This is a genomic window from Humibacter ginsengisoli (assembly GCF_054780095.1).
Genome location: NZ_BAAGWZ010000006.1, coordinates 489,422 through 502,017 on the forward strand (window position 1 = coordinate 489,422; position 12,596 = coordinate 502,017).

Consider the following 12,596-nt stretch of genomic DNA (forward strand, 5'->3'; position numbering starts at 1 on the left):
TGGTACTCGAACCAACGCTGACACAAGGGATCCGCTTTCAGTCCTTCGTGAAGTCGACCTTCACGAGCAACTGCTGACCGGTCGAGGAAGTGTAGTACGTGTAGTAGCGGGTCAGCCCGTCGTTGGTCGTGTACTCCGGATGCGCGAAGGCCGCGTACTCGACGCCACTGGTCGTCGGAGCCGTGTACAGGACCTCCGGTGAGCTCCACGGCCCCCACGGGGTCGGGGAGGTCTGGTAGTAGACCTGGTGGCTGAGGAAGGGCATGTAGCTGTTCATGTAGAGCTTGGTCGCCGGATCGTACTGAACCGTCTCCCCCGCGGCGCCGCCGGTCATGACCGCAACCGTGGCCGCCGCGTCACCCGACCACACCGGCCGTCCATTGGATGTTCCCGCGTAAAAGCTCCAGGCGGCCCTGTCTTGCACACGGTCGATCCGCACGCGCGCGACGCCGCACGCGTTCGCGCTCGAGCAATTGCCGTAGGCGTAGAGCTCGTTTCCTACGAGCACCGTCCCGCCGTTGCCGAAGTTCTGCGAGGGCCAGAAGAGGAGGGTGCGATCGGTGCCTTCGGGGCTGGTCAGGGAGGTGTCCTGGTTCTCGATGTTCAAGCGAGTGATCTGGTGCGTGCGCATGTCGACCGAGACGATTCCGCTGCCGAGAGCCTGACCGACGAATCCAGACGCGCACGGGCCGGTGTCGAGCCCACCGCGGCAGAGTTTGCCGTAGAAGACGAGGATACGGTGGTGCGCCGGGTCGGCGACGGCAGAACCCGGCCAGAACGCGAACTGCGTGCCGCAGAAGACGTCCGTCGAGCCGGTGCAGTCGCTGGAGGCGTGGTCCTTCTGGAACTGCACCTCGGCGGCGGAGTACGGGACGAACTCGGTCGGAGAACCGGCGTCGGTCAGGTCGAACGGGTTCGCCGACTGCAGGCTGATCCCGTCGCCGGCGTTCAGATCGGTGGTGACGGCGGCTGTGCTGGAGAGGAAGCCCGTCGGATTCTGGAGCATCGTGTCATCGAAGAACCAGTAGGACTTCCCCTGATACTCGACGCTTTGCCCGTTGTCGCGCGCGACGACGTGTGCGTTCTGATCGACCGGGCCGAGGAACTGAACGTCCTTGACCACCAGTCCGCCGTTCGGATCGGCCGCCTGCCCGCCGGAGTGGGATGAAGGCGGTGCCGTCGCCAGGGCGGGGGAAGCCACCAGCAGTGTCAGGACGGTGCCCAACACTCCTGCCGCGCCGATCAATTTCCGTAATTTCATCGCGATCGTCACTCCTCACTGAGCGCTTACGGCCACGTTCGTACGTGGCCGCCGCCCAGTATGTCAACGATGACATTCGATTGTCAACGATGACATCATTGATCGCGCCTCAGAACCTGGTGCGGCCGCGACATCTCGGGATTCTCCCCGCGTCGACAGCGGGAGGAGCGCAGCGGTCGCATCCGCCTCCAACCGGCTATCCGGCGGCTTGCGCTTGCCGTGAATCACGCAACGCCACACCGGTCGCGATCGCCAGTATGACGATGCCCACCGACTCGACGACCACGGTCTCGGGAACGAGGGTGAACGTCCACACCTCCCGGATGCCGAACAGGCCGACGGTCAGCGCCAGCCAGAGGGCGAGCAGGCTTGCGATGAGGAACAGCAGACCGAGCGCGAGCGCCGCCTGCAGCAGGCGATCGCGAAAGACGAGTATGGCGATCGCCAGCACGAACGCCGCCACGGAGTTGAGCACGAAGAGCGTGCCGAGTAGTCCGCCGACGCCGTCGAAGACGAGGAAGAGATGGATGCCTCCCACGAAGACCAGGACGATGACGCTCAGAATGCGCCACAACCATTGGATGCTCTGCCTGCTCGCGGCCATGACCCTACCTGCTTTCGATCGTTGCCCCCGTCGAGGGCTCTCTGCTTCAGACACGACGGAGGAGCTTCGCCGGTTCACGTCACGGTCAACTGTGCGGTCGCACCCGGGCAGGTTCCTCGACGGCAACGCGTTGCCTGGCGCGAACTAGCCACACCACGTCCCTCCCGAACGATTCGATGAGCAACACGAGTGCGATCCCGGCCAGGACCGAGTCGAGCCATCCAGGAAGCGAGCCCGTCGCCACCATCGTGAGGGCGATGCCGCAAATCGCGGTGACGACCTTGCGCCAATACCGAGGTGGCAAGGATGCGCCCATCCAGGGAAGCAGCCACGCCGCGCCGACGAACGCGTATCGCATCAGCCCGATCGCGAGAACCCAGACACCCACGTATCGCAGGTCGTACGCGCACAGCACGAGTAGCAGGAACGCGTCGACCTCCATGTCGAATCGTGCCCCGAGCTCGGTCACGGTCCCCGTTCGGCGCGCGACATAACCATCGACCGCGTCGAGCGCAAGCGCGACTGCGACGGTCGAGACCAGGATCGATGCCTGGACCGGCGTGCTGAACGACGAGACGACCATCGCTGTCACGATCGCTACGAGCACGGAGCGGGTCGCCGTCACCGCGTTCGCCGGACCGAAGCGTGCCGCTTCACCCCGTCGGAGGCCGAGCGAGAGCAGGACGGATGACGCAAGCAGGTACGCGAGCCCTGCCGCGAAAGCAGCAGGAGAGAGCCGCGTGACGGAGTGCACGACGCCGATCGCGGCCAGCCCGGCCGCAGCCCACCACCAGGGAGCCGACTGAACCGTTCCCATATGCCCTCCGTGTACTCATCATGGTTGTCATGGACACCACGTGGCCACGGCCCTCTGCGGTTCAGCCCGACGCGAATTCCGCCGTCGCGTTGTGGACGACCGGTGTGGGAACGGCAGAACTCAGGAGCGAACCCCTGACGACCGCGATCGAGGGCGAGGCGACGGTGCGCACCCTGTGGACCGGTGTCAGCCGCGGAACGGAAACGCTCGTCGCGCGTGGAAGGGTTCCGGTGCGCGAGTGGCAGCGGATGCGCGCTCCCTTTCAGGCCGGCGACTTCCCGTTTCCGGTGAAGTACGGCTATCTGGCGGTGGGCGTGGTAGACGCCGGTCCGGACGGGCTGAAGGGCCGGACCGTGTTCGCGCTCCACCCGCACCAGTCCCGCTTCACGGTTCCCGTAGCAGCGCTCACACCCGTTCCCGACACTGTTCCCACCCGGCGCGCGGTGCTCGCCGGCGCGGTCGAGACCGCGATCAACATCGTGTGGGATGCCCGCCCGCAGGTCGGGGATCGGATCGTGATCGTGGGCGCCGGTCTGATCGGATGTGCCGTCGCCGCAGTGCTCAACGGCATTCGCGGCATCCAGGTCACCCTCGTCGAGGTCGACGCCGCGAGAGCGCCGGTCGCTGCGGCGCTCGGCGCAGATCTCAGGAGCCCGTCTGAGACGATCCCGGATGCCGACGTGGTGATCGAGGCGAGCGGAGCGGCGTCGGGATTGCAGTGGGCATTGCGCGCCGCACCGACCGACGGCGAGGTGATCGTCGCCAGCTGGTACGGCGACGAACCGCTTCCACTCGATCTCGGAGCCGATTTCCACTCCCGCCGGTTGACCATCCGCTCCAGCCAAGTGGGCGCCGTCGCTCTGAGCAGGCGGTCGCATCGTACGACGAACGAGAGGCTGGCACTCGCAATGCACCTCCTGCAGGACCCGATCTTCGACGCGCTGCTCGGTGAGACCTCGAGTTGGAGGGCACTTCCAGCGATCGTCGCGTCGCTTGCCGAAGGCACGGGATCCCCGCTGTGCCACACCATCGATTGGAGTGCCGAATGACCTTCAGCGTGACGGTGCAGGACCACCTCATGATCGCGCACAGCCTGCGCGGCGAAGTGTTCGGACCCGCCCAGAACCTGCACGGTGCCACCTATGTCGTCGAGGCGAGTTTTCGTGCAGCGGAACTGGATGCCGACGGGGTCGTCGTCGACATCGCCCAGGCGACGAGCGAACTGGCAGCGATCGTCGCGTCATACTCGTACCGCAACCTCGACGACCTCCCAGAGTTCGCAGGGGTGAACACCACGACCGAGCGCCTCTGCCAGGTGATCGGAGATCGGCTGGCAGAGGCAGTCCGCGAAGGAGCACTCGGATCGAACCCGTTGACCGGGATCTCCGTCACCCTGCGCGAGTCGCCTGTGGCCTGGGCCGCGTACGACGTGGAGTTCGAATGATCGCCCGTACGGTGCACGTGCTCGTTCCCGCGTGGATCGACGATGTCGACCGCGTCAGCGGTGGAAACGTCTACGACCGCGAGCTGATTGCCGGATTGCGCTTGCGCGGCTGGACCGTGATCAGCCACGAGGTCGTCGACGCTGCCACAGGCGCCGACGCGCTCCTCTCCGTACCGGATGGGGCGCTGGCACTCGTCGACGGCCTCGTGGCGGGCTGGATGCCCGGCGCGATCGAGGCGGTGAGCGATCGCATACGCATGGTGCTGCTTGCTCACATGGTGGCCTCGGCATTCCCGGGCGCGTCATCCGAGACGACCTACGCCGAACTGCGTGCGGTGCAGAGCGCCCGCCGGGTGGTCGTGACGAGCCGCTGGACGGCTGACGAGCTGACGAGACGCACGCCGTTGACCTGCGATCACACCACGATCGCCCGTCCCGGAGTGCACGCTGCGCCGACGGCAGTGCCCTCGCGCGACGGCGACCTCATCTGCGTCGGCGTCATCGCGCCGCATAAGGGTCAGGATCTTCTTCTTCAGGCGCTCGCGCGACTGCACCGGACCGATTGGACATGCTTGATGGCCGGCTCGATGGTGCCATTCGACGTGTTCGCTCGCCGGGTAGCCGAGAACGCGGCCGCATTCGATGGCAACGTGACGTTGCCCGGCGTGCTCAACGCCGAAGAGCTCGAGGCCGCGTATCGACGCAGCTCCCTCCTCATCGCCCCATCGCGACTGGAGAGCTCCGGCATGGCGATCGCAGAGGCGCGAGCACGTGGCATCCCCGTGCTCGCCGCGGCAGTCGGAGGCATCCCGGACACGTTGTCCGGCGGTGGGGCGATTCTCGTGGATCCCGACGACGAGGTGGCACTCGCCGGCGCCATCCGATCCTGGCTGACAGACCCGGCGCTCAGGGATCGACTCCGCCGCGAAGCCCGGAACGCGCGCCACCAGCTTCCCCGCTGGGAAGAAACCGCCGCAGAGGTCGAGAAGGCGCTGATCGCAGCATGACCACGACGACTGTCACAGCCGAGTGGCTGGCCCGGCGAGCCGCGGCCGACGATGCGGCTCGCTCGAGGAGACTCGCCGCAGCGCTCTCCAGACTCATCGGGCCGGGCCCGGTGACGGTGCACGACCTCGGATCAGGAACAGGCTCGATGGCGAGATGGACTGCTCCCCGGCTCCCCGGTCCGCAGCGGTGGGTGCTGCACGACCGCGATGCGGGCATTCTGGCCCAGTCGGATCTCCGGTCGGTCGTCGATGGTGCCGGCCGGCCGGTCGTCTCGGACGTGAGGATCGCCGACCTCGCCGACCTCGGAACCGACGCGTTCAACGGCGCGTCTGCAGTCACGGCATCCGCTCTCCTCGACGTGATCACGGAAGCAGAGGCCGAGCGTATCGCGATGGCGTGCGTGGCCGCAGGCGTGCCCGCTTTCATGAGCCTGACCGTCACGGGACGTGCGAGTCTGAGCCCAGTCGATGAGCTCGATGCCGAGTTCAATGCTGCTTTCAACGAGCACCAGCGCCGCAACGAGGGCGGGCGCCGGCTTCTCGGACCACAAGCCGTACCGGTCGTGACCGGGCTCTTCGGTGCCGCCGGATGGCACGTCGGCATCGCCCATACGCCATGGCGGCTCGGCCCGGGGCAGACGGAACTGGTGCTCGAATGGCTCGACGGCTGGCTCGGCGCCGCCGTCGAGCAGCGCCCGGAACTGGCGGGCGCCGCCGAACAGTTCTCTCGGCTCCGTCGGTACCAGGCCGCGGCCGGCGCGTTGCGCGTGACGCTCTCTCATGAGGACGTGCTGGCATGGCCCCATTGAGCAAGACCTCCGTACGGCTCCGTGTCGCCGTCCGCATTGCCGTCCCACTGGCGATAGTCGCGGCCACCCTTCTCGCGGTGGGCGCCGGCCCGTTCGTGCGCGGTTTCGCCTCGGTCTCGGCTCCGACGATTCTCATCGCGTTCGCGCTCGTCGGCGTCGCGACAGCGGCCGCTGCCTGGAGGTGGCGAGAAATCGCCCACGGGCTCGGGATTCGACTCACCTGGCGTGCGGCGTTCTTCGCCTACTACCGCTCGCAGTTCCTCAACACGGTTCTCCCGGGCGGGATTCTCGGTGATGTGCACCGTGCGTACGACCACGGACGCCAGGCGGGCAACGTGCGAACCGCAGCGCGAGCCGTGGCGACCGAGCGCGTCCTCGGGCAGTTCGTGCAGATCGCTCTGGCCTTGGCCGTGCTGGTCCCGCTGGGGATGATCTCCGCACTCGGAGGGCTCGCGCTGGCAAGTGCGGTGCTGTCCGCGGTCGCTGTGACAGTCGTGTGCCTGACAACGCTGACGACGCCGGGGCGTCGCGTGCTCCGGCGCGAGCTTCAGCTGCTCTCGCCGCTCCTTTCTCGACCCCGCACCATTGCGACCGTGGTGATTTCCTCGATCGTCGTGACGGGCTCGTTCTGTGCGCTGTTCATCGTCGCGGGGCTCGCCGCGGGAGCGACAGCCGTTCCAGGCAACTTAGGAGCGGTTGCGCTCGTCGTGCTCGGCGCATCCGCGATCCCGATCAACGTCGGCGGTTGGGGCCCGCGCGAAGCGGCAAGCGCATCGGCCTTCGCCTTGATCGGATTGGGCGCCTCGACGGGACTGACGGTGTCGGCGGCATTCGGGATGCTCGCCATGATCGCCGTCGCACCTGGTGCACTGGTGCTGGTCGGCGATCGCATCCGTGCCCGCGGGGGCCGGACGCGTTCCGGGGAGAATGCAGGTGGACGCGCCGTAGTAGGTGATTCCCAGCCACCGCTGGATGCCTCGCTGAGCGTTCGGCAGGGGGAAGCCCTATGAGTGATCGCCCGTACGTGACCGTGAGCTGCGCGATGTCGATCGACGGCTACCTCGACACGGCGCAACCGCACCGGCTGGTGATGTCCAACGCGGCCGACCTGGACCGGGTCGACGCTGTTCGCGCATCCAGCGACGCGATCATGGTCGGCGCCTCGACCGTGCGCCGCGATGATCCGCGCCTGCTCGTGCGCGACGGCGCTCGTCGTGAGCGGCGCATGGCCGAGGGCCTCGGCTCCTCGCCGACGAAGATCACCGTCACAGCGAGCGGCCTCCTCCCCCCGAACTCATCGTTCTTCACCACAGGCGACTGCACTCGCCTGGTCTACTGTCCCGCATCGAGCGAGAGCCTCGTGCGGGCGAGCCTCGGTGAGCTGGCCACCGTCATCGGACTGGGAACGCACGTCACGATGACCGCGCTCCTCGACGATCTGGGCGCGCGACGCGGCGTTCGCCGGCTCATGGTGGAGGGCGGCGGCATCCTTCTCACGCAGTTCCTCACGGAGGGCCTTGTCGACGAGCTGCAACTCGTGGTCGCGCCGTTCTTCGTTGCTGAAGAGGGAGCGCCACGTGTGTTCGGGCCCGGCCTCTACCCGTGGACAGCGACGAACAGGGCGGACCTCGTCTCCACCAGGCAGATCGGGGACGTCGTGTTGCTGCGATACGCCCTCTCCGAGAGGTTCGAGGACCGGCGATGACAGGCCCCATGCCGCGGACCGTCGCCGCGCATCCTCGGCGGGCGGCGATGCTCGCGCTGGCGATCGTGCTTCTCATTGCCGCACCATTGGTCCCCGGTATCGTCTCCACCGGCTCGGCTCTAGGGTTCGCCCGGATTCCGTTCGAATCGCTCGCCGTGCTGTTCGTGCTCTACATCGTGCCCTGGAAGCCGGTTCGGGTAGCCTGCGCGTCGCTGTTCGGCGCTTTCGTCGTGGTGGCCATTCTGCTCGCCGGAATCGATCTCGGGTACGAGCAAGTACTCGACACCCACTTCGATCCGGCCGACTGGCAGCAGTTGAACGATGCCTTCGGCGTCATCTCGGACGCGATGGGAGCGGTGCCCGCTGCTCTATTGGTCGCTGTGGCCCTGCTCGTCGCAGCCGGACTGGCCGTCGCCCTCGCGTTCTCCGCACTGCGGGTCGGCGCCGCCGTCCGCCGGCATCTGCGCATCGGTCCCGCGATCGTCACCACCGCGTCAGCGATCTGGGTCATCGCTGCGTTGACCGGAGCCCAACTCGTGGCGGGCCAGCCCACTGCGGCAGCGGCATCCGTGGATGCCCTGGGAGCCGCGACCTCGGAGGCGTCGAAGAGCCTTGGTGCTCAGTCCGCCCTCTCCAGGGATGCCGCGGACGACCCCTTCGCGAGCCAGCCGGCATCCGATCTCCTCACCTCACTGCGCGGGAAGGACGTCGTCTTCGCGTTCATCGAGAGCTACGGGCAGGTAGCCGTTCAGGGAACGGCCTTCTCCGGCGGGGTGGACAAGGTTCTTCGGGAAGGCGAGGCAGAACTGGCCGGCGACGGATACACCAGTGAGAGCGCCTGGCTCACCTCACCGACCTTCGGCGGGCTCAGCTGGCTCGCGCACTCCACGCTCCAGACCGGCCTGCGGATCGACGAACAATCGCTCTATAACACCGTGATCCGCAGCAGCCGCTTCACATTGAGCGATGCGTTCCGCAAGGGCGGCTGGCGAACGGTCAGCGACGTGCCGTCCGACGCTCGGCCTTGGCCGTACGGCACGTCGTTCTATCACTACGGCACCCTGCTGAACTCCGGGAACGTCGGGTACACCGGCCCGAGGTTCGGATATGCGCGCATCCCCGACCAGTACACGTGGAAGTACTTCGCCGACCACGAGCTCGCGGGCGGGCACACCCCGGTCATGGCAGAGATCGACCTGGTCTCCTCCCACACCCCCTGGGCCCCACTGCCTCAGATCGTGCCGTGGTCGCAGATCGGTGACGGTTCGATCTACGACTCCCAACCAGCCCAGAGCGAGTCGTCCGAACAGGTTTGGCAGAACGACGCGACCGTCCAGCAGTTCTACGGCGAGTCCGTGCAGTACACGCTGCGCTCACTGTTCTCCTTCCTGCAGCACGTGAACGATCCCAACCTCGTCGTCATCGCGCTCGGCGATCACCAACCGGCCACGATCGTCAGCGGCAAGGGTGCGAATCACCAAGTACCGATCAGCATCATCTCGAAGTCCGCATCGGTGTTTCAGCCGATTGCCGGGTGGCACTGGCAGCCGGGCCTCCTGCCGACGCACGAAGCCCCGCTCTGGCCGATGGATGCATTCCGCGACCGCTTCCTCACCGCCTACGGTTCGAAGGGCTGAGGCATGACGGTCAGAACTGAGAGCCGCATCATCATCGCGAGGCGAATCGACGAGGTGTGGAGCTACCTGTGCGACGTCGAGCGTTGGCGGGAATGGGCGCCGACCGTGCTCGAATGCCGGATGCGCGACCACGGCCCGCTGCGGCCAGGCACCTGGATAGAGCAGAAGGCGAAGGACTACGGCTGGGTCCACCATCGCAGTGAGCAGGTGACCGTGCTCGATCCTCCCCACTTCATGGCGTTCGCCGGAACGATGGGGAGCTCCGCGGCACGCTGGGGAATGGAACTCTCGGCGGAGGGCGACGAGCGGACGAACTCGATGATGTGGGTCGAGATCGACATCGCCAACATCATGCGCGCGATTCCCCGTCGCGCCTTGCAGAGTCAGGTTCAACGCGTGAGCAACGTGGAGATGGCTGCGATCAAGGCCGCAGTCGAGCACGACGCGCACGCAGACGGTGGCCGCCCGTGAGACACCCGATCAACCGGCGGGAGCGTCTGATCGAGACCTACCGCAAGAAGGCCGAGCATTACGACCTCACCTCCCGGTTCTACCCGGTACCCGGCTACCCGCAGAGCGCTCAGCGGGCGCGCGCCGTACGAGCGCTCGACCTGCACCCGGGCGACACCGTCGTCGAGGTCGCGTGTGGCACGGGTCTCAACTTCCCGTTGATCGAAAGGGCTGTGGGCGTGAAGGGCCGCATCGTCGGCATCGACCTGACCGATGCCATGCTCGCGCGGGCCGCGAAACGGGTCGAAGCGAACGGATGGAGCAACGTCAGCCTCGTGCAGGTCGATGCGGTCGAATTCGGCTTCCCGGCGGGGATCGGAGCAATCCTCTCCACTTACGCTCTCACGCAGGTGGAGGGGTGCGCACAAGTCATCGCAAACGGCGCCGCTGCGCTCTCCACGGGCGGTCGTTGGGTGGTGCTGGATCTCAAGATCCCCGACAGGACCCCGCTTTGGCTGACCCGACTCGGCACCGCCATTGTTCCGACCTCTGGTTCCCTCGACGAATGGATCATGCGCCGTCCGTGGGAGACCATCCACACTGCCATGCAGGAATGTCTCGACGACGCATCCTGGACCGAACTGTGCTTCGGCACTGCCTTCCTCGCCGTCGGAACAGGTTCGTAGCACGACGGAAGAAGAGATCTCAACAGCTCGCGACAGCGACCCTTGTCGAGATGCAGCTCGCGCAACTGTCATCACTAATCTCAAAGGCGTGATCATCGCGGTAGACGACCCGAAGGCGACCGACGTGCTCGCGCTGCTTGAGGAGCATCTGCGTGACATGTTCGCGACGTCGCCGGCAGAGAGCGTGCATGCGCTGGATCCTGACGCGCTTGCGCATCCGAGTATTACGTTCTGGTCCGCCCGTGAAGCCGAGACACGACAATTGCTCGGCGTCGGCGCCCTGAAGCAGCACAGCGCAACGATCGGTGAGGTGAAGTCGATGCGCACGAGTGCTGCGGCTCGTGGCCGCGGCGTGGCCAGCGCGATACTGGCGGCGATCCTCGCAGAGTGCCGTACCCGGGGCATCCGTGAACTCAATCTCGAGACGGGGACCCAGGAGTACTTCGCCCCTGCTCGTGCGCTCTATTCGAAGCACGGATTCCGCCGCCGGGGCCCCTTCGCTGACTACACGGACGACCCGAGCAGCGCGTACTTTCAACTCGCGCTTTAAGCACGAATGGCTCTTTCCGAGGCGAAGTCTGGGCACGAGACGCAGTCGGGGCCTCGTCCGTTTCCAGACGAGGCCCCGACTTCCGCGTGATTCCGCGGATTTCAACAGTTCGCGACAACGACCCAAATGGTGTTCGGCGCTACGCGCCTCAACACTCAATCGCTCAGTACGAGAGCAAGCAAGCTTGCTCTCGTACTTCGCTCAATCGTGTGGAGATGGGGGGAATTGAACCCCCGTCCATCGCTGTGGTCATACGCCTTCTACGGGCGTATCCAATGACGGCGCTTTACTCGGTCCCGGAACTTGCCATTGGCAGCTGATCCGACGAACCCAGTCACGGTTGGAGTCCCTCTACGCCCCATGACGATACGTAGAAGCAATCTCTCTAGCTGACGCCAGGATCCGGGTAGAGAGCATTCCCGGACTGACGGTCTCTTAGATCGCTAAGTACGATCAGGCCGCGAGAGCGACCTGGGCCTTAGCGGAGACAGTGCTGTTGGAATTGGCACTTATTTTTTGCAGGGAGCGTTAGCGAGATAACCCTGCATCCTCGACCCGCTTCTCGTAATCTCGCAGACGATGTCGAAACCGATCATCCCCATGAGGCGGGCCGCTGTCGCGCGCTGTTGAGTTTCTGGTGAGGTGCATCCGCAACTGGTGCGGCCTCTCAGGCTACAACACCGACCGCGCGCATGTCATGCCCGGATGTGCGAATCTGGAGGGGTGGCATCCTCGATCCCCGCGCCCAGCACGATCGAACGCACCGATGAGGCGCTCGACCTCACGCCGCGCCACACGCTCGACACACCATGGCGGGCCGTCGTGTGGAACGACCCCGTCAATCTCATGTCGTACGTGGTCTACGTGTTCCGCAGCTACTTCGGCTTCAGCCGCGAGAAGGCGACGCAGCTCATGCTGCAGGTGCATCATGAGGGCCGTGCGATCGTCGCCAGCGGCACCAGGGAGGCGATGGAGGTTCACGTGCACGCGATGCACGGCTACGGGCTCTCCGCAACCGTCGACAGGGCGGAGAAGTGACCCGGATTCGACGTCTCGGCGGCGAATCGCTCGCGGTCACGGTCTCCGACAACGAGTTCATCGCGCTCTCACGGCTCGAGGCCGATCTGCTCGGCGTTCTTGCCGACCGTCTCACGGCCCTGGCCGACGGCGGAGCAACGCGTGATCGCATGTTCCCGGACGCGTACCACGACGACCCCGAAGCTGCGGCCGAATTCCATGCACTCACGGATGTCGACCTCGTCACCGCGAAAAGCGAGGCCGCGCGGAGCGTGATGGATGCCTTCATGTCCGCCGTGGAGGACTCATCCGGTTCGCTCTGGAGACGCGGGACATCGCGCACGGTCACTACCGATGCCGCACTCACCCTCGCGATGCTCCGCAATCTCACCGATCTGCGACTCATGGTCGCCGATCGTCTCGGCATTCAGAACGACGATGACGACGGGAGCGGTGGCGCAGCGGCCGACCGCGTCGTGTACTGGTGGCTGGGCGAGACACAGGAACTGCTCGTGGAGGCACTCTCCGCCGGTGGGTTCGGGATGCCCGATCGGTGACGGCATCCGATCGCCGGAGTGATCCGAACAGTCGTCGGCTCGCGGGGCGACC

15 protein-coding genes and 1 other RNA gene are annotated in these 12,596 nt (G+C 66.1%); 12 read left to right on the forward strand and 4 right to left on the reverse strand.

What is annotated here, in order from left to right:
- Positions 1-37 precede the first annotated feature (37 nt).
- The 3 genes from ACYVI5_RS10540 to ACYVI5_RS10550 all read right to left on the reverse strand — a co-directional run bounded on the left by ACYVI5_RS10540 (position 38) and on the right by ACYVI5_RS10550 (position 2,682).
- Entirely contained in the window at positions 38-1,261 is a 1,224-nt protein-coding gene (locus tag ACYVI5_RS10540; RefSeq protein ID WP_460580130.1) for a DUF4185 domain-containing protein, read from the reverse strand.
- A 196-nt stretch (positions 1,262-1,457) separates the two neighbouring features.
- Positions 1,458-1,865 (reverse strand): hypothetical protein, encoded by a 408-nt coding sequence (locus ACYVI5_RS10545; protein ID WP_460580131.1) that lies wholly within the window; start codon positions 1,863-1,865, stop codon positions 1,458-1,460.
- Positions 1,866-1,950: 85 nt separating this feature from the next.
- Positions 1,951-2,682 (reverse strand): CDP-alcohol phosphatidyltransferase family protein, encoded by a 732-nt coding sequence (locus ACYVI5_RS10550; RefSeq protein WP_460580132.1) that lies wholly within the window; start codon positions 2,680-2,682, stop codon positions 1,951-1,953.
- A gap of 29 nt (positions 2,683-2,711) precedes the next feature.
- Between ACYVI5_RS10550 and ACYVI5_RS10555 the strand changes: the two genes are divergently transcribed.
- From ACYVI5_RS10555 to ACYVI5_RS10600, 10 genes are all read left to right on the forward strand, one after another.
- Positions 2,712-3,731 (forward strand): zinc-dependent alcohol dehydrogenase, encoded by a 1,020-nt coding sequence (locus ACYVI5_RS10555; protein WP_460580133.1) that lies wholly within the window; start codon positions 2,712-2,714, stop codon positions 3,729-3,731.
- Positions 3,728-4,126, forward strand: coding sequence for a 6-pyruvoyl trahydropterin synthase family protein (locus tag ACYVI5_RS10560; protein ID WP_460580134.1), 399 nt, complete (start codon positions 3,728-3,730; stop codon positions 4,124-4,126). Before ACYVI5_RS10555 ends, ACYVI5_RS10560 begins: the two co-directional genes overlap by 4 nt.
- Positions 4,123-5,133, forward strand: coding sequence for a glycosyltransferase family 4 protein (locus ACYVI5_RS10565; protein WP_460580135.1), 1,011 nt, complete (start codon positions 4,123-4,125; stop codon positions 5,131-5,133). The genes ACYVI5_RS10560 and ACYVI5_RS10565 overlap by 4 nt, the downstream gene beginning before the upstream one ends.
- Complete coding sequence (locus tag ACYVI5_RS10570; protein ID WP_460580136.1) at positions 5,130-5,942, forward strand: SAM-dependent methyltransferase; 813 nt, start codon at positions 5,130-5,132, stop codon at positions 5,940-5,942. Before ACYVI5_RS10565 ends, ACYVI5_RS10570 begins: the two co-directional genes overlap by 4 nt.
- Positions 5,930-6,952, forward strand: a complete 1,023-nt coding sequence (locus ACYVI5_RS10575) for a lysylphosphatidylglycerol synthase transmembrane domain-containing protein (RefSeq protein ID WP_460580137.1) — start codon at positions 5,930-5,932, stop codon at positions 6,950-6,952. The genes ACYVI5_RS10570 and ACYVI5_RS10575 overlap by 13 nt, the downstream gene beginning before the upstream one ends.
- A complete protein-coding gene (locus tag ACYVI5_RS10580; RefSeq protein ID WP_460580138.1) occupies positions 6,949-7,647 on the forward strand; it encodes a RibD family protein in 699 nt (232 codons plus the stop codon). Before ACYVI5_RS10575 ends, ACYVI5_RS10580 begins: the two co-directional genes overlap by 4 nt.
- On the forward strand, positions 7,644-9,284 hold the full coding sequence (locus ACYVI5_RS10585; protein WP_460580139.1) for an LTA synthase family protein: 1,641 nt from the start codon (positions 7,644-7,646) through the stop codon (positions 9,282-9,284). Before ACYVI5_RS10580 ends, ACYVI5_RS10585 begins: the two co-directional genes overlap by 4 nt.
- A gap of 3 nt (positions 9,285-9,287) precedes the next feature.
- Positions 9,288-9,755 (forward strand): SRPBCC family protein, encoded by a 468-nt coding sequence (locus tag ACYVI5_RS10590; RefSeq protein WP_460580140.1) that lies wholly within the window; start codon positions 9,288-9,290, stop codon positions 9,753-9,755.
- The gene (locus ACYVI5_RS10595) at positions 9,752-10,420 is read left to right on the forward strand and encodes a class I SAM-dependent methyltransferase (protein ID WP_460580141.1); all 669 of its coding nucleotides are present in this window, start codon (positions 9,752-9,754) and stop codon (positions 10,418-10,420) included. Before ACYVI5_RS10590 ends, ACYVI5_RS10595 begins: the two co-directional genes overlap by 4 nt.
- A gap of 88 nt (positions 10,421-10,508) precedes the next feature.
- On the forward strand, positions 10,509-10,970 hold the full coding sequence (locus ACYVI5_RS10600) for a GNAT family N-acetyltransferase (protein ID WP_460580142.1): 462 nt from the start codon (positions 10,509-10,511) through the stop codon (positions 10,968-10,970).
- A 207-nt stretch (positions 10,971-11,177) separates the two neighbouring features.
- Here the strand turns inward: ACYVI5_RS10600 and ssrA are convergent.
- Positions 11,178-11,570: a transfer-messenger RNA gene (gene ssrA / locus ACYVI5_RS10605) on the reverse strand.
- Between the two features lie 105 nt (positions 11,571-11,675).
- On the opposite strand from ssrA, the gene clpS reads away from it, so the two are divergent.
- Both clpS and ACYVI5_RS10615 read left to right on the forward strand, forming a co-directional pair.
- Entirely contained in the window at positions 11,676-12,008 is a 333-nt protein-coding gene (clpS, locus tag ACYVI5_RS10610; RefSeq protein WP_460535879.1) for an ATP-dependent Clp protease adapter ClpS, read from the forward strand.
- Positions 12,005-12,544: a DUF2017 family protein gene (locus ACYVI5_RS10615; RefSeq protein ID WP_460535876.1), complete on the forward strand. Its 540-nt coding sequence runs from the start codon at positions 12,005-12,007 to the stop codon at positions 12,542-12,544. Before clpS ends, ACYVI5_RS10615 begins: the two co-directional genes overlap by 4 nt.
- Positions 12,545-12,596 lie beyond the last annotated feature (52 nt).

Bases quoted from the DNA above. Each gene is read 5' to 3' on its own strand.
- ACYVI5_RS10555 (WP_460580133.1), top strand. From the start codon at position 2,712: ATGGACACCACGTGGCCACGGCCCTCTGCGGTTCAGCCCGACGCGAAT.
- ACYVI5_RS10575 (WP_460580137.1), top strand. From the start codon at position 5,930: ATGGCCCCATTGAGCAAGACCTCCGTACGGCTCCGTGTCGCCGTCCGC.
- ACYVI5_RS10580 (WP_460580138.1), top strand. From the start codon at position 6,949: ATGAGTGATCGCCCGTACGTGACCGTGAGCTGCGCGATGTCGATCGAC.
- ACYVI5_RS10540 (WP_460580130.1), bottom strand. From the start codon at position 1,261: ATGAAATTACGGAAATTGATCGGCGCGGCAGGAGTGTTGGGCACCGTC.
- ACYVI5_RS10565 (WP_460580135.1), top strand. From the start codon at position 4,123: ATGATCGCCCGTACGGTGCACGTGCTCGTTCCCGCGTGGATCGACGAT.
- ACYVI5_RS10590 (WP_460580140.1), top strand. From the start codon at position 9,288: ATGACGGTCAGAACTGAGAGCCGCATCATCATCGCGAGGCGAATCGAC.
- ACYVI5_RS10560 (WP_460580134.1), top strand. From the start codon at position 3,728: ATGACCTTCAGCGTGACGGTGCAGGACCACCTCATGATCGCGCACAGC.
- ACYVI5_RS10545 (WP_460580131.1), bottom strand. From the start codon at position 1,865: ATGGCCGCGAGCAGGCAGAGCATCCAATGGTTGTGGCGCATTCTGAGC.
- ACYVI5_RS10550 (WP_460580132.1), bottom strand. From the start codon at position 2,682: ATGGGAACGGTTCAGTCGGCTCCCTGGTGGTGGGCTGCGGCCGGGCTG.
- ACYVI5_RS10570 (WP_460580136.1), top strand. From the start codon at position 5,130: ATGACCACGACGACTGTCACAGCCGAGTGGCTGGCCCGGCGAGCCGCG.
- clpS (WP_460535879.1), top strand. From the start codon at position 11,676: ATGTGCGAATCTGGAGGGGTGGCATCCTCGATCCCCGCGCCCAGCACG.
- ACYVI5_RS10585 (WP_460580139.1), top strand. From the start codon at position 7,644: ATGACAGGCCCCATGCCGCGGACCGTCGCCGCGCATCCTCGGCGGGCG.